This is a genomic window from Pimelobacter simplex (assembly GCF_900114845.1).
Lineage (GTDB): Bacteria > Actinomycetota > Actinomycetes > Propionibacteriales > Nocardioidaceae > Nocardioides > Nocardioides simplex.
On the sequence record NZ_FOUK01000003.1, the window covers coordinates 140,102 to 160,113 of the forward strand.

Consider the following 20,012-nt stretch of genomic DNA (forward strand, 5'->3'; position numbering starts at 1 on the left):
TGCCGAGTAGGGTCGTTCCAGGAGGTGTGCCATGACGAGCATGGGAGAAGGCACTTCGGGGAGCCACGGCTCCCGGAGCCCTGAGGAGCTCGAGGAGCAGGTCCGCTACCTCGAGGACGAGGTCCACGACCTGCGCCGCCGCCTGGTCGACACGCCCGGAGCGCCGTCGAGATCGCTGGAGATGCGGCTCGCCGACGCCCAGCGGTCCCTCGCGGCGGTGACCGCGCAGAACGAGCGCCTGGCGTCGACCCTGCGCGACGCGCGCGACCAGATCATGAAGCTGAAGGAGGAGGTCGACCGGCTGGCCCAGCCGCCGGCGGGCTTCGGCACCTTCCTCCAGCGCAACGAGGACGACTCGGTCGACGTCTTCACCGGCGGCCGCAAGCTGCGGGTGACGGTGAGCCCGGCCGTCGACCTCGACACGTTGCAGCGCGGCCAGGAGGTCATGCTCAACGAGGCGCTCAACGTGGTCGCCGCGTTCGAGTTCGAGAGCGTCGGCGACGTCGTGATGTTCAAGGAGCTGCTCGCCGACGGCGAGCGGGTGCTGGTCATCGCCAACGCCGACGAGGAGCGCGTCGTCCGGCTGGCCGAGCCGCTGCTCGGCGAGACGCTCCGCGCCGGCGACTCGCTGCTGCTCGACGCCCGGGCCGGCTACGCCTACGAGAAGGTGCCGAAGTCCGAGGTCGAGGAGCTGGTCCTCGAAGAGGTCCCCGACATCACCTACGAGACCATCGGCGGCCTGGGCAACCAGATCGAGATGATCCAGGACGCCGTCGAGCTGCCCTACCTCTACCCCGAGCTCTTCGCCGAGCACGAGCTCAAGCCGCCCAAGGGCATCCTGCTCTACGGCCCTCCGGGCTGCGGCAAGACGCTCATCGCCAAGGCCGTCGCGAACTCGCTGGCCAAGAAGGTCGCCGCCAAGACGGGCCAGGAGGGGAAGTCCTACTTCCTCAACATCAAGGGCCCCGAGCTGCTCAACAAGTACGTCGGCGAGACCGAGCGGCACATCCGCCTGGTGTTCCAGCGGGCACGCGAGAAGGCGAGCACCGGCACGCCGGTCATCGTGTTCTTCGACGAGATGGACTCGCTCTTCCGCACCCGCGGCTCGGGCGTCTCCTCCGACGTCGAGAACACGATCGTCCCGCAGCTGCTCAGCGAGATCGACGGCGTCGAGCTGCTCGAGAACGTCCTGGTCATCGGTGCCTCCAACCGCGAGGACATGATCGACCCGGCCATCCTGCGCCCCGGCCGGCTCGACGTGAAGATCAAGATCGAGCGCCCGGACGCCGAGTCCGCGCGCGACATCTTCAGCAAGTACCTCACCGCCAACCTGCCGCTGCACGCCGACGACCTCGCCGAGTTCGGCGGCGACCGGCAGGCGACCGTCACCGGAATGATCCGGGCCGCGGTCGAGCGGATGTACTCCGAGACCGAGGAGAACCGCTTCCTCGAGGTCACCTACGCCAACGGTGACAAGGAGGTCCTGTACTTCAAGGACTTCAACTCGGGCGCGATGATCCAGAACATCGTCGACCGGTCGAAGAAGACGGCGATCAAGGACTTCATCGACCACGACCAGAAGGGGCTGCGGGTCTCGCACCTGCTCCAGGCGTGCGTCGACGAGTTCAAGGAGAACGAGGACCTGCCCAACACGACCAACCCCGACGACTGGGCGCGGATCTCGGGCAAGAAGGGCGAGCGGATCGTGTTCATCCGCACGCTCATCACCGGCAAGCAGGGAACCGAGCCGGGTCGGTCGATCGACACCGTCTCCGACACCGGCCAGTACCTCTAGGGGGCCGGCGGGAGCCCGTCGGCCAAGCGGTCCAGGAGCAGCACCTCGGCGAGGCACGCACGCGTGAGCTCGCCGAGGTGCAGGCTCTCGTCGATGCCGTGGGCGCGGGTGTCCGGGTCCTCGACGGCGGTGACCAGGACGGTCGCCTCCGGGAGGCTCTCGGCGAGCAGGTGGATCAGCGGGATCGAGCCGCCGACGCCGATGTCGACGGGCTCGCTGCCCCAGGCGTCGCGCAGTGCGCCGGTCATCACCGCGTGGGCGGGCGCGTCGTCACCGAGGTCGACGGGGTGCCCGGAGGCGCGCACCGTCGTCTCGACGAGCGCGCCGTGGGGAGCGTTCGCGCTCAGGTGGGCGGTGAGCGCCGCGGCTGCCGCGGTGAGGTCGACGCCCGGGGGCACCCGCACCGAGAGCCGGGCCGTGGCGCGCGCCCGCAGTGCGTGCGCGGCGTCGTCGACCGGGGGCAGGCTGGTGCCGATCACGGTGATCGACGGCTGGCGCCACAGACGGGCGGTCAGCGGGCCGCGGCCGGGCAGGCCGGCGCCGGGCAGGACGCCGGCGTCGGCGCGCAGCACCTGCTCGTCGTACTCGACGGCGGGGGTGCGCTCGGGAGCGTGCAGCCCGGGGACGGCGACCGCGCCGTCGGCGTCGTACAGCGAGGCGAGGGCGCGGACGAGCACGCCGGCCGCGTCGGGCACCGCGCCACCCCAGGCGCCGGAGTGCAGGTCGTGGTCGAGGACCGAGACCGTCACCTCCAGGTCGAGGATGCCCCGCAGCGACGTGGTGAGCGAGGGGGTGCCGACGGCCCAGTTCACCGAGTCGGCGACCACGACGACGTCGGCGGCGAGGGCGTCGCGGTGCTCGACGAGGAGCTTCGGGAGGGTGGGGGAGGCGATCTCCTCCTCGCCCTCGATGAGGAGCCGGACGTTGCACCCCAGCTCGGGGCCGAGGACGGCCAGTGCGGCGAGGTGCACCACGATGCCGGCCTTGTCGTCGGCGGCGCCGCGGCCGAAGAGCCGCTCGCCCCGCCGGGTCGGCTCGAACGGAGGGCTGGTCCAGGCGGACACGTCGCCGGTCGGCTGGACGTCGTGGTGGGCGTAGAGCAGCACGGTCGGGCCGGCCACCGGTGCGGAGCGGCCGAGCACCGCGGGCTGGCCGCCGTCGACGCTCACCACGGAGACCTCGACGCCGAGGTCGCTGAACGCCTCCGCCGTCGCCCGGGCGCTGCGCAGCACGTCGCCCCGGTGGGCGGGGTCGGCGCTGACCGACGGGATGGCGACCAGCTCGTCGAGGCGGGCCAGGACGGCGGGGAGGGCGGTGTCGAGGCGCGCCGCGAGGGCCGCGGTCCGGTCGGCGGTGCTCACCGGACCACCCGGGTCCAGCCGTAGCGGTCGGGCCGGCGCCCCTCCTGGATGCCGAGCAGGTCGTCGCGCAGCGCGGTCGTCCAGCGGCCGGGGGCGCCGTCGCCGATCCGCACGGAGCCACCGGTCCAGGCGAGCTCGGCCACCGGCGTCACCACGGCGGCGGTGCCGCACGCGAAGAGCTCGCTGACCCGGCCGGAGCGGGCGCCGGTCTCGACCTCGGCGAACGAGACCTGGCGCTCCTCGACGCGGGCACCGAGGTCACGGGCGAGGGTGAGGATCGAGTCGCGGGTCACCCCGGCGAGGATCGTGTCGCTCGTGCGCGGGGTCACGAGCGTGGTGCCGTCGGGCTCGTCGAGGACGACGACGACGTTCATGCCGCCCAGCTCCTCGAGGTGGCGGCCCTCGCGGGCGTCGAGGTAGAGCACCTGCTGGCAGCCGCGCTCGGTGGCGGCCTGCTGGACGAGCATCCCGCCGGCGTAGTTGCCGGCGCACTTGGCGGCGCCGGTGCCGCCGGGGAAGGCGCGCGGCTGGTGCTCCTCGACCCAGACCCGGATGCCGTCGTACTCGGAGGCGAAGTAGGAGCCGGCGGGCGAGCCGATGACGTGGAAGGCGTACTCGCGGGAGGGCCGGGTGCCGAGCGCGGCCTCGGTGGCGATCATGAACGGCCGCAGGTAGAGGCTGCGCCCGGGCCCGGCGGGCACCAGGTCGGCGCAGGCCGCCGTGAGCAGCTCGACGGCGGCGACGAAGTCGGCGACCGGCAGCTCGGGCATCGCCATCCGCCGGGCGGAGGCCTGCAGCCGGGCGGCGTTGACCTCGGGCCGGAAGAGGCGGACCGCGTCGTCCTCGCCGCGGTAGGCCTTCATGCCCTCGAAGATCGCCTGGCCGTAGTGGAGCACCATGGCGGCGGGTGAGAGCCGGAGGTCGGTGAGCGGGCCGAGCCGGGCGGCGGACCAGCCGGCGTCGGCGGTCCACCGCAGGCTGACCATGTGGTCGGCGAGCGACGCACCGAAGGTGGTCGTCGGGTCCGGCGCGGTGGAGATGTCGGTCATGTCGCGACCCTAGGGACGCGGCGCGGACAGGGCAGTGGGCGAGCTGCACACCGGCTCGGCCTGCTGGGGGCGGCCCGCCCCGACGGCGGCCGCGGCACAGGCCAGGACCCGGTCGACGTCGGCCGGGTCGGTGTCCCAGGCGGTCATCAGCCGGAGCAGCCGGCGCTCTCCTCGCTCTCCTGTCGTCTGCCAGGTCGCGGTGGCGACGTCCTGCGCCAGCCGGGCGGCGACCTCCGCGGAGACGTCGGCGAAGACGGCGTTGGCCTCGGTCGGCAGCTGCACCCGGACGTCGTCGAGCCGGGCCAGGCCGTCGGCCAGGCGCCGGGCCTGGGCATTGGCGTGGCGGGCGTTGCGGTACCAGAGGTCGTCGTCGAGCAGGGCGAGCAGCTGGGTGGAGACGAAGCGGGTCTTGGCGGGCAGCTGGCCGACGGCCTTGTGCAGGTAGTCGAGGCCGGGCACCGCACCGGGCTCGAGCACGACGACGCCCTCGCCGAGCAGGCCGCCGTTCTTGCTGCAGCCGAGCGACACCACATCGACGCCGACGGCCGTGGTCAGCTCGGCCCAGGAGACGCCGAGGGTCACGGCGGCGTTGGCGAGCCGGGCGCCGTCGAGGTGGACGGCGAGCCCGAGCTCGTGCGCTTCAGCGCACAGGGCGCGCAGGTCGGCCACGGAGTAGCAGGTGCCGAGCTCGGTGCTCTGGGTCAGCGACAGCACCGACACCTGGGGCCGGTGCCGGTTGCCGGGAGCGAGGTGCCGGGCGAGCGTGCCGGGCGAGATCCGCCCGGTCGGCGAGGGGGCCAGCACCAGCTTGAGCCCGGCCCGCTCCGGCGCGGCCGTCTCGTCGGTGTGGACGTGCGCGTCCTCGGCGCAGAGCACCGACTCCCAGCGGCGGGTCATCGCGGTGAGGGCCAGCACGTTGGCGCCGGTGCCGTTGAACACCGGCAGGTACGACATCCGCGGGCCGAAGATCGCGCGCAGCCGGCGCTCCGCCTCGCGGGTCCACGGGTCCGCGCCGTACGACCGCGCGCGGCCCTGGTTGGCCTCGGCGACGGCCGCGAGCACGGCGGGATGGGCGGGGGCGACGTGGTCGCTGCTGAGGTCGAGGATCATCGGGAGGCTCCGAACGTGCGGGACACCGCCGTGCCGAGGAGGCCGAGGTCGGTGCCGAGGGCGACGAGGTCGAGGGGCGGCAGCGTCGCGGCGTGCTCCGGGGACAGCGCGAACATGGCGAGCAGGCGCTGCTCGCTCCTGGTGAGCGCCGAGAGACCGGCGACGGCCGCCGTCAGCTCGGGGCCGTCGGGGCGCCATCCGGACGACCGGGCCAGGTCGATCGGCCCGACGAAGACGCCGCTGACGCCGTCGGTGCCGACGATGTCGGCCGCGGCGCCGAGCCCGGCGGCGGTCTCGACCATCGGCAGCACCAGGGGGTCGGGGAGTCCGGGCAGCGCGGCCGGACGCGCCGGAGGACGCCGGTAGCCGTCGCTCCGGGTCCCGGCCGGTGCGAACCGGGTGGCCGCGACGACGGCCGCCGCCTGCTCAGCACTCTCGACGGCGGGCACCACCACGCCGCGCGCGCCGAGGTCGAGCGCACGGCCGATGGCCGCCGGGGAGTGGTCGGCCGTGCGGATCAGCGCGGGTGTGTCGTGCAGCTCGGCACAGCGCAGCAGGTGCGGTACGTCGGGCCAGCCGATCTCGCCGTGCTGGAGGTCGACCCCGAGCCACTGCGGGCGCGTGGTCGCGTCGGCGAGGACGGCGGCCAGCGCCGCGGGCCCGAGGACGGTGAGCCAGAGCCCCGGCACGGGAACCGTGCCGGGGCTCTGGGCCGGGAGGGGAGACGGGCTCACGCGTTGCGGGCCTTGTCCGGCGGCACCATGTAGGTGGTCCGGCTGGGGAAGAGGCCGAGCCGCACGCTGCTCTCGAGCCAGGTGATCGCCGCGCCGGTCGGGTCGACCACGGGGACCTGGTGGCCCGCCTCGGCCAGCGCCTCGCGGATCTTTTCGACGACGCCGAGCATGCCGGTGCAGCCGAGCACGACGACGTCGGCCTGGCCGGACTCGACCACGTCGACGGCCTGCTCGGAGAGCCGCTGGATCATCAGGTCGTGGTCATCCAGGCCGAGCACCGGCAGGTCGATGACCCGGATGGCGGAGATCCGGTCCTCGACGCCGTAGCGGCGGGCGAGCGACCGCAGCATCGGGAGCACGTTGGGGAGCACCGTGATGATCGCGATCCGCTCGCCGTGGGCCATCGCGGTGAAGATGGCGGGCTCGAAGCCGCCGACGACCGGGACGTCGATGACCTCGCGGGCTGCGTGCACACCGGGGTCGCCGAAGCAGGTGATGAAGATGCCGTCGACGCCGTCGGCCTTGGCCTCGGCGATCCGGTCGAGGATGCCGGGGGCGGCGAGCGCCTCGTCGTACTCCGACTCGATGCTGGCCGTGCCGCGCAGCAGCGGGACGGCGTCGATCTTGGTGTCGGGCAGCGCCCAGGCGGTGGCGTCGTCGAGGGCGGACTGCAGGAACGTGTCGCCGATCGCGGGCAGGATGACGCGGATGTGCATGAAGGGCTCCTCTGTTCGGGGAGTCCCGACGCTAGGTCCGGGTCACCGGCCGCGGGCATGGGCGAGGTGCACAGGCCGAGGCGGGCGGCAGGGCCGGAGGCTGCCTCGGACGGGCTCAGACGCGCAGCGAGCGGCAGGCGACCTGCAGCGCGAGCCGCTGGCTGGGGTCGTTGAGGTCGACGCCGAGCCGCTCGCGGATCTGCTGCAGCCGGGTGGTGATCGTGTTGCGGTGGGCACCCGTCGCGGCCGCCGTCTCGACCACCGAGCCACCGCACTCGAGGTAGGCGCGCAGGGTCGCGAGCAGCACCTGGGAGGGCGCGTCCATCAGCGGTGCGAGCGCCGTCTCGGCGAACGAGCGGGTCACCTCGGACTCCTGCCAGGTGGCGAGCAGGCGCGCGACGCCGAGCTCGTCGGAGTGCTCCACCACCGGCCGGTAGTCGTGGCTCAGCGCCAGCAGGGCGGCGTTGCGGGCCTCGTCGAGCGTCTCGACCAGGCCGCCCGGACCGCGGTGGGGCCGGCCGATGCCGACGGCGATGCCGAGGTCGCGGGGCATCGCGGCGGCGGCGCGGCGTACCTGCTGGAGGACGGCGCGGGCGTCGGCCGTCGGCGGCTCGACCTCCGCCGAGGCCCATGCCAGCCAGCGGTCGCCGTCGTCCTGGCAGGCGACGACGGCGACGCCCTGCGCCGCGAGCTCGCTCGCCCAGCGGGCCCGGGCGCGCTCGCGGTCGTTGTCGTCGAGCCCGGTGCGGGGGACGGCGTGGACGCCGACGTGCCACTGCTGGAGCTGCCAGCCCAGCGACACGGCGCTCTCGACGACGCCGCGGCTGACGCCGTCGCGGTGGGCGACGATCTCGGCGAGCGTCTGCCGCTCGACGAGCGCGTCGTGGCGCGACTGGGCGCGCTGGGTGGTGAGCCAGCTGCGCACGTGCGGCTCGGTGACGGCGAGCGCGCTCGCGACCTGGTTCATCCGGCCGTGCGAGGGGCGGTCGAGCCGGGCGGCCAGCCAGGCGGTCACCCGCGGGCTGTCGGGGTCGTGCACCGGGTGCACCAGGAAGCCGGCCTCGCGCTGCGGGATGGCCCGGTCGAGCCGGATCTCGTCGGGCAGTTCGAGCTCGGGTCCGACGAGGCTGCGCCCGTCGGCGGCGAGCATCGACACCGGGACGGCGAGCTCGTCGCCCACCGCGCCGAGGATCTCGGGGGCGGTGTGCCGGCCGTGGACGCGGCGCACGACCCGGTTGACGACGCGCGCCTCGGCGAGCTCGGGGGCGCGCACGCGCACGGTCAGCTCCTGGAGCACGTGCACCGGCCGTCCGTGCGGCAGCCACACCAGGGGGACGGCGAGCCGGTCGGCCAGCCGGCTCGTGGCGAGCAGCGGCACCTCGGTCTCGGCGACGACGAGCAGCCCGGCGACGCCGCTGTCGTGGGCACGGCGGACCAGGGCGTCGAGGCGGTAGGCGGGCGCGACCGCCTCGGGCCGGCACAGGAGCAGGCTGTCGGCGACGGCGGCCGGGTCGCCGGCGTCGTACCAGGCGACGTCGAGGACGAGCCGCTCGAGGCCGGCAGCGCCCGCGACCACCCGGGCGCCGCTGAGCTCGGGCTCGGCCAGCAGGTCGGCCACGCGCAGGGTCTCGCTCATCGGTCCTCCATCCCGACCAGGCCGAAGGCCGTCGGCCCGACCAGGTCACGGGCGCTGTCGGGCCAGGCGTGCAGGGGCGGGAGGGAGCAGACGACGACGGCCTGCCCGACCCGCACCTCCTCGACCTGGAGAGGGCGCCGGCTTCGGTTGTCGAGCACCGCGACGACGTCGGGGGTGCACGCGGCCGGCACGCCGTCGACCGCGGTGGCCAGGAACTCCTCCTGGTGGTCGACGCGGACGACCGCGCCGTCCTCGCTGTCGATGACGGTGACGGTGCCCGGGGTGCCGCCGTGGCGCGGCACGATCTCCTCGACCCGGCCGACGCCGTGCAGGCGGGCGCCCAGGTCGGCGACGAGCACCGGGAGCGCGGCGGAGCGGGCGGCGAGGAAGCGCCGGCCCAGCTCGAGGCAGGCGCTCACGCTGCCACGCACACCGAGCCGGGCGAGGTCGCCGGCGGTCGTGGGGTAGCCCGCGACCGAGGCGGCGCCGCCCATGCCGGCGGTGATCCCGGCCAGGATCGGCTCGACGGCCCGCGGTCCCATCAGGGGCACCACGACCACGTCACCGGCCGGGCTGGCGACCGCCAGCGGCACGGGCGCGACGCCGTGGAGCGCGAGCGTGTTCTGGGTGAGCTTGGGGAACGCGCGGCCCATCAGGTCGCCGTCGACGAACGGCAGGCCGAGCTCGATGGCCCCGATCGCGCCGACCAGCGCGTTGAGGCCGCCGATCTCGAAGGCGGCGGCCGCCCGGATCGGGCCCATCACCTGCTCGGCGACGGCGGCCGCGGCGCGGGCGAGGTCGACCGGGCTGAGCAGCCGCTCGGAGATGACGTCGGGGGAGCCGACCGCACCGGTGTGCACGACGATGCCGTCGGGCGGCAGGTCCGCGGCCGGGACCAGGCGCAGCGACCGCTCCGCCAGCAGGTGCCGCAGCAGGTGCGCGCCGACCCGGACGTCGCCGCCCCCGCCGGCGCCGAGCAGGGCCGCGCCGGCGGCGAAGGCATCGACGTCCTCGCGCTCGATCCGCCGCTCAGCCACGGGGCACCGCCGGCACCGGCTCCTGGAGGGCGAGCTCGCCGACCGCCTTGACCCGGACCCGGTAGGCCTCGCCGGGCAGGTAGTTGAGGGGGAGGCGCACGGTGTCGACGACCTGGACGGTGCTGGGCCGGGCACCGGCGGCGATCGCCCGGTCGATCGCCTCCTGGCAGGCGGCGTCGACGGCGGCGCGCGCGCCCGACCGGCGCGCGGTGACGACCCGGTCGACCTCGCCGCTGACGACGGCGACCGCGGCGCCGACGGCGTTGGCGACCTCGTGGTGCGCGGGCCGGATCACCTCGGCGACGCCAGGCAGGTCGTCCGGGACGATCGCACCGCCACCCCCGACCACGACGGCCGTCACCGGGTCGACCGAGAGCCGCATCCGGTCGACGGCGTCGCCGAGCGCACGCCGTACCTGGGCCAGGACGGCGGTCACCAGGGCGTCCGGGACCCGGCGCACGAGCGCGGCGTCGCCCAGGTCGCTGCGGCCTGCGGCCACGGCGATGTCGGTGGCGGTCAGCACGTCGCCGCCGAAGGCCAGGGCCTCGCGGCGCAGCCGGGGGCCGACGCTGCGCGGCCCGAGCGTGGGGTGCGCGGCCGTGCCGCCGACGACGCTGCCGCCGCCGAAGCTCAGCGAGATCACGTCGGGCATCCGGACGTTGGTCGGCACCAGCGCGACGCTGACGTCGTCGGGTGCCTCGCGCGGGTAGCCCTGCTCGAGCACGCCGATGTCGACGGTGGTGCCGCCCACGTCGATCACGGTGCAGGTGGGCCGGCCCGCGAGCACGGCCGCGCCGCGCATCGAGTTGGCGGGACCGGAGGCGAGCGCGGCGACCGGGAAGCGGCGGGCGTACTCGACACCCATCAGCGTGCCGTCGTTGCTGCTGAGGAAGATCGGTGCGGCCACGCCCGCGGCCCGGACCGCGGCGACCAGGCCGTGGGTGACCACCTCGGCGAGCTCGCGCAGCGCCGCGTTGAGCGCGGTCGCGTTCTCGCGCTCGAGCAGGCCGAGGGTGCCGATCTCGTGGGACAGGCTGACCGGGGCGTCGGGCAGCTCCTCGGCGAGGATCTGCGCGGCCGCGAGCTCCATGTCGGGGTCGACGGGGGAGAAGACCGACGAGATCGCGTAGGAGCGGGCGCCGGCGTGGTGGGCCGCGTCGACGGCCGCCCGGAACTCGGCGGGGTCGAACGGCGAGATCAGCCGGCCGTCGTACTCGTGACCGCCGCGGCACAGGAAGACGTGCCCGCCGACCGAGGCGCGCAGCCGGTCCGGCCACCCCGACAGCGGTGGGACGGCGGCCGCGGCAGGCAGCCCCAGCCGGATCACCGCCGTCGGCGCGAGCTGCGAGCCGTCGACGAGCGCGTTGAGGAAGTGGGTGGTCCCGATCATCACGGCCGCGACCTCGCGGGCCTGGCCGGGCCGGCCGGCGAGGACGGCTCCGACGGCGCGGGCGATGCCGGTCGTCACGTCGGCGCTCGACGCCTCCTTGGCGGCGGCGACGACGGTGTCGCCGGCGAGCAGGACCGCATCGGTGTTCGTGCCGCCCACGTCGATGCCCAGGCGCAACATGATCGCTCCTCGCCGGTGGGCCGCGCGGTCCACCGGCAGCAGCCTAGTGACGCCACGGGTGCCGTGACCATGCACGACGCACAGCCGGGTCGCGCGTCACTGGGCAGGTCGCACAGGCCTGTGACGCCGGTCGCCCACCGCGCCGCCGTCCGGCACCGCCGCGGCGCCCCCGGGATCGGGCGATGTGCTCAGCGCGGGGGCACCGGCAGTGCTCATTGCCTCCTGCGCACGAGGACCGGCGGGACTTGACTGCCGCCACATCGAAACCCCCTCCACCGGGAGACATCATGAACCGTCCACTCCTCCTCGCCCTGGCCACGTCGGCCACGCTCGCCATCACGGCCTGCAGCAGCGGCACGACCGGCAGCAGCGGCAGTGACGCGCCGGCCCCCGAGGTGAAGGCCGCGCAGATCGACGCGTCCGGCCCCCTCGCGGGCAAGACCGTCACCTACATCGACGGCATGCCCGGCAACGCCCTGATGGAGGGCATCGCCCAGGGGCTCGCGACCGAGCTGAACGCGCAGGGCGCGAAGCTCGTCGACGTCTACCAGACCAACGCGCAGAACCAGCTCGACCTCGCGGTCGCCAACCAGCGGATCCAGGAGGCGATCGCCCAGAAGGTCGACGCGATCGTGGCCTTCCCGCTCGACGCGAACGCGATCCGCCCCGGTGTCGAGGCGGCGAAGAAGGCCGGCATCCCGCTGTTCATCTTCCAGGACCTCGGTGGCCTGGACGTGACCGGCAAGCTGGCGTTCCCCGACCAGCAGCGCGGCCGCGACACCGGTGAGGCGCTCGCCGAGATCGTCGGCGGCGACGGCGAGGCGACGGTGCTGTCGGGCATCCCGACCGACAACATCGAGGACGCCGTCGCCGGTGCGGTCGAGGGCCTGAAGGCGGGCGGGCTCGACGTCGTCGGCGACCCGGCCAACCAGCGCAACCTCAAGGACGACGCCCCGGGCGCCCAGCAGATCGCGCAGGGCATCTTCGCCCAGCACCCGGACCTCGACGCCCTCGTCGTCTACAACTCCGCGTCGGCCACCGGCGCCATCGCGGCCGCCAAGCAGGCCGGCGTGCTCGACCACGTCAAGATCGCGACGATGGCCGGTGAGGACGCCAACATCGCGCAGCTCGAGTCCGGCGAGCTCGCGCTGTCGTACGACTTCGGCGGCACCAACTACGGCAAGGAGATGGCCGGCCTGGTCGCTCGCGCGCTGAAGGGCGAGAAGCTCGCCAACGAGGTCGTCGAGGCACCGCTGGGCGAGATCTTCACGCAGGACAACGTGGGCGACTTCGTCCCGTGGCCCGAGCGCATCCAGTACGTCGAGCTCCCGCACACCTACTGAGGCCGATCGTGGACGCCCTCGGTCTCCGGACGACGCCGGCCCTCCAGGTCGAGTCCGTCTCCCGCCGGTTCGGCCCGACGCTCGCCCTCGACGGCGTGGACCTGGCATTCGTGCCCGGCCGGGTCAGCGCGGTCGTCGGCGCGAACGGTTCCGGCAAGAGCACGCTGCTGCGGATCCTCGCCGGTCTGCTGCCGCCGACGAGCGGCCAGGTGCTGGCCTTCGGGTCGCACCCGGTCCGCTCGGTCCACCACGCGCTCGACGCGGGCGTGGTGCTGGTGCCCCAGGAGCCCACGCTCGCCGGGCACCTGACCGTGTGGCAGAACGTCAGCCTGGTCAGCCCGGCCCGCCGCTCCGGCATCTTCCTCAACGACCGCCGGGCCCGGCGCTTCGCCGCCGAGCACGTCGCCGGGCTGCTGCCCGAGGGGGTGCTGGACCGGCCGACAGGCTCGTTGAGCAAGTCGTCGCGCCAGCTCGTCCAGCTCGCCGCGGCGATGGCCCGGGACCCCCAGGTGCTGCTGCTCGACGAGCCGACCGCCGTGCTCGACGAGGACGGCGTGGTCGCGCTCCACGCGCTGGTCCGCTCGTTCCGCGAGCGCGGAGGCACCGTGCTGATCGTGTCGCACCGGCTCAAGGACGTCCTGGAGCTGGCCGACGACGTGGTGGTCCTGCGCAACGGCCGGGTCCAGCTCGACTGCGCGGTCACGCCGCAGTCGGAGCGCGAGATCGTCGCGCTCCTCTCGGCCGACGAGGGCGTCGAGCGCGAGCACCGCACCGGCACCGACGCCCCCGTCGTGCTGCGCGCCACCGGCATCCGGGGCTGGCGGGGTCTCGACGTCCCCGAGCTGACGGTGCGGGCCGGCGAGATCGTCGGCATCGCCGGCCAGAGCGGCAGCGGCCGCTCCCGGCTGGCCGCCGCGCTCGCGGGGTCCCACGCCGTCGAGGGCACCGTCGAGGTCGCCGGCACCGAGATCCGCACGGGCAGCATCCGCTCGGCGCGGGCGGCCGGGGTCGCCTACGTCCCGGAGGACCGCCACGCAGCGGCGATCATGGGCAACCAGAGCGTCGAGGCCAACCTCCTGCTCGGCCAGGACGACCCGGCCCTGCGCACCGGCCCCTTCCGGTCGCGGCGCGGCGAGCGCCGGGTGGGCCGCGAGCTCGTGACGTCGTACGACATCCGGCCGCCGCTGCCCGACAAGCAGGCCGGGCTGCTCTCCGGCGGCAACCAGCAGAAGGTCGTCGTCGCCCGGGCACTGGCCGGACGGCCTCAAGTGGTCGTCGCCGACGAGCCCACCCAGGGGGTCGACGCCTCGGCCCGTGCCGCGATCCACGAGGCGCTCGCGGCCGCGGCGGCCGAGGGCACCGCCGTCGTGGCCGTGTGCAGCGAGTTCGAGGAGATCTTCGCGCTCGCCGACCGGATCGTCGTCCTGTACGACGGCCGCGTGGTGCTCGACCGCCCCTGCGCGGCCACCACCCCGGACGAGGTGCTCGCCGCCTCGCTCGGCTCCTCGGCGTCACCCGACGCCCCGACCGATCAACTCGAAGAGGTGCTCGCATGACCGCCGTGACCGCCCCCGACGCCCCTGCCGGGCCCTCCGGCTCGGGCAACCCGGTGCTCGACCGGGTCCGAGCGCTCCCGCCGACGATGCGCCAGCAGACGCTGTTCGGCCTGATCCTGCTCGCGATGTTCGTCGGCTCGATGCCGTTCGTGGCGCAGATGCGCGACGCCGACTACCTGATGCTGCAGCTGGCGACGTACTCCGCCGTGCTGGTGATGGCACTCGGCCAGACCTTCGTCGTGCTGCAGGTCGGCTTCGACCTGTCGACGGGCGCGGTCCAGGGCTTCACCGGCGGTCTCGTCTACCTGCTGGTGGGCCGCGGCTTCACCGACGGGCTGATGATCGTCGGCTGCCTCGTCGCGGCGACGGCCATCGGCGCCGTCGTGCACGGTCTGTTGATCACCCGGGCGCGGATGAACTACTTCATCGTCACGCTGGCGACGTACACGATCCTGCCGAGCCTGCTGCGCGTCATCCTCGACGGCGCGAGCAAGCCGGTGCACAGCCCGGCACTCGACACGCTCGCCAACGGCGAGGTGCTCGGCATCCGCACGCCGATCATCGTCGCGGCGGTCGTCTTCGCCGTCCTGTGGGTGGTGCTCAACCGCACGGTCTTCGGCCGCAACGTGTACGCCGTCGGCAGCAACCGCGAGGCCGCTCGCCTCGCCGGTCTTCCGGTCACCGCGATCACGATGGCCTGCTACGGCATCTGCTCGCTGTGCGCCGGCATCGCGGGCCTGCTGCTCCTGGGCAACCTCGGCGCCGCCGACCCGTCGGCCGGCATCGGCAACGAGTTCTTCGCGCTCACCGCGGTGCTGCTGGGCGGGACCCGCTTCTCCGGCGGCCAGGGCAGCCTCTTCGGCACGCTGCTCGGCATCCTGTTCCTGGTCGTGCTCGCCAACATCCTGCTGCTCAGCGGGATGCCCCAGTTCTGGATCGGCGCCGTCCAGGGCGTCGTCCTCCTCGTCGCCGTCGGCATCGACCGCGCCCGTCGCGACTGACCCTGCGCACCTCCGCGCTCCACCCCCTCGAGAGGAAGTTCCCCATGTCCCTGCGCATCGGAGTCGATGTCGGTGGCACCAACACCGACGCGGCCGTCCTCGACGGCCCCCGGGTGGTGGCCTCCACCAAGAGCCCGACCACCCCGGACGTCACGTCCGGCATCCTCGCCGCCCTCACCGAGGTGCTCGAGGACGTCGACGCGGCCGACGTCTCGTCCGTCTTCATCGGGACGACCCACTTCATCAACGCCATCGCGCAGGCGCGCGGCCTCGAGCCGGTCGCCTTCGTGCGGCTGGCCACGCCGCCGCAGAGCATGTTCCCGCACAGCGGCTGGCCGGAGCACCTGCGCGACGTCGTCGGCGAGCACATCTTCGTGTGTGCCGGCGGCTCCCAGTTCGACGGCCGGCTGCTCTCCGAGCTCGACGAGGACGGCCTGCGCGCCATCGCCGCGCAGATCCGGGAGGCCGGGCTGCGCCGGGTCGCGCTGAGCTCGGTGTTCTCGTCGGTCAACCCGGCACCCGAGGACCGGGCCGCCGAGATCCTCGCCGAGGAGCTGCCCGGCGTCACCGTCACCAAGTCGGCCGACGTGGGCCGGGTCGGCCTGCTCGAGCGCGAGAACGCGACCATCCTCAACGCCGCGCTGCTCGGCCTCGCCGAGAACGTCGTCGACGGTCTCGAGAAGGTCGTCGCGGGCGTCGGCATCGCCGCACCCGTGCTGCTCTCGCAGAACGACGGCACCGTGATGTCGCTCGACCGGGCCCGCGCCTACCCGATCTTCACCATCGCCTCGGGCCCGACCAACTCGATGCGGGGCGCGGCCCTCCTCACCGGCCTGCAGGACGGCGTCGTGGTCGACGTCGGCGGCACGACCAGCGACATCGGCCTGCTGCAGAACGGCTTCCCGCGCGAGTCGACGGTCGCCATGAGCCTGGCCGGCGTGCGCAGCAACTTCCGCATCCCCGACGTCTTCTCGCTCGCCCTCGGCGGAGGCACCAGGATCGAGGACGACGGCGCGACCGTGGGCCCCGAGAGCGTCGGCTACCGGATCACCGAGGAGGCGCTGGTCTTCGGCGGCTCGACGCTGACCTTCACCGACGTCGCCGTCGCTGCCGGTGCCCCCGAGGTCGGCGACAGCGCCCTGGCGGCCGGGCTCGACCGGGCCGCGGTCGACCGGGCGCTGGCCGTCGTCCGCGACCGGCTCGTGCACGCCGTCGAGCGCACCAAGCTCAGCGAGGACGCCGTCCCGGTGATCGTCGTCGGCGGCGGTGCGCCGCTGCTCAAGGCGGTGCCCGGTCTCGAGGACCTGGTGATCCCCGACCAGGCCGGGGTCGCCAACGCCGTCGGCGCCGCGTTCGCCGAGGCCGGGGGAGAGGTCGACCGGACCTACTCGCTGGCCACCCGGACCCGGGCCGAGGTGCTCGCCGAGGCCGAGGAGGAGGCCTGCCGCCTCGCCGTCGAGGCCGGCGCCGACCCCGACCTGGTGCGGGTCATCGACGTCGAGGACGTCCCGCTCACCCACCTGCCCGGTGGCGGCGCGGTGCACGTGCGGATCAAGGCAGTCGGGCCGTTCACGGCCACCAAGAGCGAGCTGGAAGGTGCACTGGCATGAAGATGATCGACGAGCAGGCGCTGCTCGACATGACCCTGGGCTCGACGATCCTGGGCTCCGGCGGCGGCGGCGACCCGCACGTCGGGATGCTGCTGGCCTGCGACGCCATCCGCAAGCACGGCCCGGTGCCGCTCGTGGACCTCGAGGAGGTGCCCGACGACGCGCACATCGTGTTCATCGCCGGCATCGGCGCGCCCGGCGTGCTCATCGAGAAGCTGCCCCGCGCGGCCGAGTACGAGCGGGTGCTGCAGGAGCTGGAGCGGTTCACCGGCCAGAAGTACGACTACGTCTGCCCGGCCGAGGCCGGCGGCCTCAACGCGGTGACGCCCTTCGCGTGCGCCGCGCCGTCCGGAGTGCCGGTGATCGACGCCGACGGCATGGGCCGCGCGTTCCCGAAGCTGGAGATGGTCACGCCCACGCTGTACGGCGGCAAGGCCACCCCGTTCGTGATGCTCGACGAGCACGGCAACACGATGTTCGCCGAGACCGCGACCAACGCCTGGGCCGAGGACTACGCCCGGGCCGGCGTCCTGGCCAGTGGTGCGAACGCCGCGATGGCGCTCTACCCGATGACCGGCGCCGAGGCGAAGAAGCGGCTCGTCCGCGGCGCGCTGACGACGGCCTCCGACATCGGCCGTGCCATCCGCGAGGCGCGCGAGCAGCACGTCAACCCGGTGCAGGCCGTGCTCGACCAGCAGGACGGCGTCCTGCTGTTCACGGGCAAGGTGCAGTCGGTGCAGCGCCAGAACAAGGACGGCTGGACCATCGGCGAGGCGAACATGGTGGGCCTGGACGCGTTCGACGGCCAGGAGTTCACGATGTACTTCCAGAACGAGAACCTGGCCGCCACGCGCAACGGCGAGTTCGTCGCCACCACGCCCGACCTGATCATGGCGATGGAGCTCGACTCCGGCGAGCCGATCCCGTCCGAGGTCATCCGCTACGGCTACCGGGTCGCGGTGATCGGGCTCCCGGCCGACGGCCACTGGCGCACGCCGGCCGGTGTCGAGATCAGCGGACCCCGGCGGTTCGGCTACGACGTGGACTTCCGTCCGGTCGAGGAGATCGCTGGATGACCAGCACCCTGCTGCGGGGTGGTCGCGTCCTCGTCGGGGACGGGACCACCCCGGTGCGGGCCGACGTCGTCGTCGACGGTGCCCGGGTGGTCGAGGTGGGGGTCGACGGTCCGCTGGCCGCCCGGGCCGGCGCGACCGTCGACGTGACCGGTGCCGTCGTGGCGCCCGGTCTCGTCGACTGCCACGTGCACCTCGTCTTCGACGGCATGGACGCCCAGCGGCTCCAGTCCGAGCCGTTCTCGCTGCAGTACTTCCAGGCCGCCGGCGCGATGCGGGCCACGCTGGCCGCGGGCGTCACCACGGTGCGCGACGCGGGCGGCTCGGACCTCGGCATGAAGGTCGCCCAGGAGCGCGGCCTGCTGCCCGGCCCGCGGCTGCGCACGGCGGTCTCGGTGCTCAGCCCGACCGGCGGTCATGCCGACGGCTGGACGGTGCACGGGGACGACGTCCGGCTGCTGCCGCCGCACCCCGGGCGCCCCGGCTGCGTCGTGGACGGCGTCGAGGCGATGCGGCTGCGCGTGCGCGAGCTCGCCCGGGCCGGTGCCGACGTCATCAAGGTGTGCGCCTCGGGCGGCGTGATGTCGACCCGGGACGACCCGCACCACCCGCAGTTCTCGTACGACGAGCTCGCGGTGTGCGTCGCCGAGGCGGCCGACCACGGCCTCGGCGTGATGGCCCACGCACACAGCGGCGAGGGCATCCGCCGGGCGCTGGCGGCCGGGGTCCGCTCGATCGAGCACGGGGTCTACCTCGACGAGGCGGGCATCGAGCTGCTCCTCGACCGCGACGCCTGGCTGGTGCCGACGCTGCTCGCGCCGGTCGCACTCGTCGAGGCGATCGACGCGGGCATGCGGGTGCCGCCCGAGGTCGAGGACAAGGCCCGCCGGATCGCCGACGGCCACCTCGCCGCCGTCGCCCGCGCCCACGAGGCCGGTGTGAAGATCGCCCTCGGGACCGACAGCGGCGTGTTCGCGCACGGCCAGAACCACCGCGAGCTCGGCCTGCTCGCCGCCGCCGGGATGCGTCCCGAGGAGGTGCTCGCGACCAGCCGCGTCGGTGCCGAGCTGCTCGGGCTCGACGACGTCGGCACGATCGCCGTGGGCGCCCGCGCCGACCTGCTGGTCCTCGACGGCGACTGGAGCGACCTCGACCGGTTCGCGGAGAATCTCCGCATGGTGATCCAGGACGGCGTCCTCCCGTGACGTCGTACGACGTCGCGCGGCTGCGCTCCCTCGTGCCCGCGCTCGCTGACGGCACCGTCTTCCTCGACGGTCCCGGCGGCACCCAGACGCCGGCGCCGGTGGCCGACGCGATGCGGGCGGTGCTGCTCGCGCCGCTGTCGAACCGCGGCTCGGCGACGGCCTCGGCCCGCAACGCGGACGCCGTCGTCCAGGCGTTCCGCTCGGCTGTCGGCGACCTGGTCGGGGCCACCGACCACGCTGTCGTGGCCGGTCGCAGTGCGACCCAGCTCGCCTTCGACCTGGCCCGCACGATCGCCGCGGGCTGGGCACCGGGCGACGAGGTCGTCGTCTCGACGCTCGACCACGACTCCAACATCCGGCCGTGGGTCCTGGCCGCCGCGGCCGCGGGCGCCGTCGTGCGCCGGGTGGACCCCGATCCCGCGACCGGCGAGATCCCGGTGGCAGGCGTCGCCGCACAGCTCTCCGGGCGCACCCGGCTGGTCGCGCTCACCGGCGCGTCCAACCTCACCGGGACCCGGCCGGACCTCACCGCGATCGCCGCCCTGGCCCGCGCGCACGGCGCGCAGGTGTGGGTCGACGGCGTCCACCTCGTCGCGCACGCACCCGTCGACCTCGGCACGCTCGACGCCGACTTCCTGGTGCTCTCGCCGTACAAGGTGCTCGGTCCGCACTGCGGCGTCCTCGTCGCCCGCCGCGCGGCGCTCGCGCCGCTGCGCCCCGCGAAGCTCGCGCCGTCGACCGACGCGCTGCCCGAGCGCTTCGAGCTCGGCACACTGCCCTACGAGCTGCTCGCCGGCACCACCGCGGTCGTCGACCTGCTCGCCTCGCTCACGCCCGGCGACGACGGCGACGACCGCCGGACCCGCGTGCTGCGCACCATGACCGCGCTGGAGGCCCACGAGGACGCGCTCCGCGCCGTCCTGGAGGAGCCGCTGCACGACCTGCCCGGCGTCCGGGTCTGGTCGCGCGCGGCCCGCCGGACCCCGACCCTCCTGCTCACCGTCGAGGGTCGCGACCCGCACCGGGTCGTCGCCGACCTCGCGGCTCGCGGCGTGTGCGCGGCGGCCGGCACCTTCTACGCCGACGAGGGCGCCCGGGCGCTCGGGCTGCCGCCCACCGGAGGGCTGCGGCTCGGGCTCGCGCCCTACAGCGACCGGGGCGACGTCGACCGCGCGCTCGACGCCCTCACCGACGTGCTCGGCCGCTGACGCCGGAT

General features: G+C 74.4%; 16 protein-coding genes. 8 read left to right on the plus strand and 8 right to left on the minus strand.

Going from position 1 to position 20,012, the window contains the following annotated elements:
* Window positions 1–31: 31 nt before the first annotated feature.
* Complete coding sequence (arc, locus tag BM223_RS13295) at window positions 32–1,795, plus strand: proteasome ATPase (RefSeq protein ID WP_083427855.1); 1,764 nt, start codon at window positions 32–34, stop codon at window positions 1,793–1,795.
* On the opposite strand, the gene BM223_RS13300 is transcribed toward arc, so the two are convergent.
* From BM223_RS13300 to BM223_RS13335, 8 genes are all read right to left on the minus strand, one after another.
* Window positions 1,792–3,156 (minus strand): M20/M25/M40 family metallo-hydrolase, encoded by a 1,365-nt coding sequence (locus BM223_RS13300; protein WP_038678905.1) that lies wholly within the window; start codon window positions 3,154–3,156, stop codon window positions 1,792–1,794. The genes arc and BM223_RS13300 overlap by 4 nt on opposite strands.
* Window positions 3,153–4,205: a branched-chain amino acid aminotransferase gene (locus BM223_RS13305; RefSeq protein ID WP_038678907.1), complete on the minus strand. Its 1,053-nt coding sequence runs from the start codon at window positions 4,203–4,205 to the stop codon at window positions 3,153–3,155. The genes BM223_RS13300 and BM223_RS13305 overlap by 4 nt, the downstream gene beginning before the upstream one ends.
* A 9-nt stretch (window positions 4,206–4,214) precedes the next feature.
* A complete protein-coding gene (locus BM223_RS13310) occupies window positions 4,215–5,315 on the minus strand; it encodes a threonine aldolase family protein (RefSeq protein WP_052138613.1) in 1,101 nt (366 codons plus the stop codon).
* Window positions 5,312–6,049 (minus strand): HpcH/HpaI aldolase family protein, encoded by a 738-nt coding sequence (locus BM223_RS29510; RefSeq protein WP_141267304.1) that lies wholly within the window; start codon window positions 6,047–6,049, stop codon window positions 5,312–5,314. Before BM223_RS29510 ends, BM223_RS13310 begins: the two co-directional genes overlap by 4 nt.
* A complete protein-coding gene (locus BM223_RS13320; RefSeq protein ID WP_038678909.1) occupies window positions 6,046–6,765 on the minus strand; it encodes an aspartate/glutamate racemase family protein in 720 nt (239 codons plus the stop codon). The genes BM223_RS29510 and BM223_RS13320 overlap by 4 nt, the downstream gene beginning before the upstream one ends.
* A gap of 115 nt (window positions 6,766–6,880) precedes the next feature.
* Window positions 6,881–8,401: a helix-turn-helix domain-containing protein gene (locus BM223_RS13325; RefSeq protein WP_052138615.1), complete on the minus strand. Its 1,521-nt coding sequence runs from the start codon at window positions 8,399–8,401 to the stop codon at window positions 6,881–6,883.
* On the minus strand, window positions 8,398–9,438 hold the full coding sequence (locus BM223_RS13330) for a DUF917 domain-containing protein (protein ID WP_052138616.1): 1,041 nt from the start codon (window positions 9,436–9,438) through the stop codon (window positions 8,398–8,400). Before BM223_RS13330 ends, BM223_RS13325 begins: the two co-directional genes overlap by 4 nt.
* Window positions 9,431–11,008 (minus strand): hydantoinase/oxoprolinase N-terminal domain-containing protein, encoded by a 1,578-nt coding sequence (locus BM223_RS13335; RefSeq protein ID WP_218030662.1) that lies wholly within the window; start codon window positions 11,006–11,008, stop codon window positions 9,431–9,433. Before BM223_RS13335 ends, BM223_RS13330 begins: the two co-directional genes overlap by 8 nt.
* Window positions 11,009–11,295: 287 nt before the next feature.
* On the opposite strand from BM223_RS13335, the gene BM223_RS13340 reads away from it, so the two are divergent.
* The 7 genes from BM223_RS13340 to BM223_RS13370 are packed head-to-tail and all read left to right on the plus strand — an operon-like array spanning window position 11,296 to window position 20,004.
* On the plus strand, window positions 11,296–12,351 hold the full coding sequence (locus BM223_RS13340) for a sugar ABC transporter substrate-binding protein (RefSeq protein WP_038678911.1): 1,056 nt from the start codon (window positions 11,296–11,298) through the stop codon (window positions 12,349–12,351).
* Window positions 12,352–12,359: 8 nt separating this feature from the next.
* Window positions 12,360–13,907 carry a sugar ABC transporter ATP-binding protein gene (locus BM223_RS13345; protein ID WP_052138617.1) on the plus strand — a complete coding sequence of 516 codons (1,548 nt, stop codon included), beginning with the start codon at window positions 12,360–12,362 and terminating at the stop codon, window positions 13,905–13,907.
* On the plus strand, window positions 13,904–14,908 hold the full coding sequence (locus tag BM223_RS13350) for an ABC transporter permease (RefSeq protein WP_052138619.1): 1,005 nt from the start codon (window positions 13,904–13,906) through the stop codon (window positions 14,906–14,908). Before BM223_RS13345 ends, BM223_RS13350 begins: the two co-directional genes overlap by 4 nt.
* Before the next feature lie 44 nt (window positions 14,909–14,952).
* Window positions 14,953–16,518, plus strand: coding sequence for a hydantoinase/oxoprolinase N-terminal domain-containing protein (locus BM223_RS13355; protein WP_200887117.1), 1,566 nt, complete (start codon window positions 14,953–14,955; stop codon window positions 16,516–16,518).
* Entirely contained in the window at window positions 16,515–17,594 is a 1,080-nt protein-coding gene (locus BM223_RS13360) for an S-methyl thiohydantoin desulfurase family protein (RefSeq protein ID WP_038678913.1), read from the plus strand. The genes BM223_RS13355 and BM223_RS13360 overlap by 4 nt, the downstream gene beginning before the upstream one ends.
* Window positions 17,591–18,796 carry a metal-dependent hydrolase family protein gene (locus BM223_RS13365; RefSeq protein ID WP_038678915.1) on the plus strand — a complete coding sequence of 402 codons (1,206 nt, stop codon included), beginning with the start codon at window positions 17,591–17,593 and terminating at the stop codon, window positions 18,794–18,796. The genes BM223_RS13360 and BM223_RS13365 overlap by 4 nt, the downstream gene beginning before the upstream one ends.
* Entirely contained in the window at window positions 18,793–20,004 is a 1,212-nt protein-coding gene (locus tag BM223_RS13370; RefSeq protein ID WP_038678916.1) for a cysteine desulfurase-like protein, read from the plus strand. Before BM223_RS13365 ends, BM223_RS13370 begins: the two co-directional genes overlap by 4 nt.
* Window positions 20,005–20,012 lie beyond the last annotated feature (8 nt).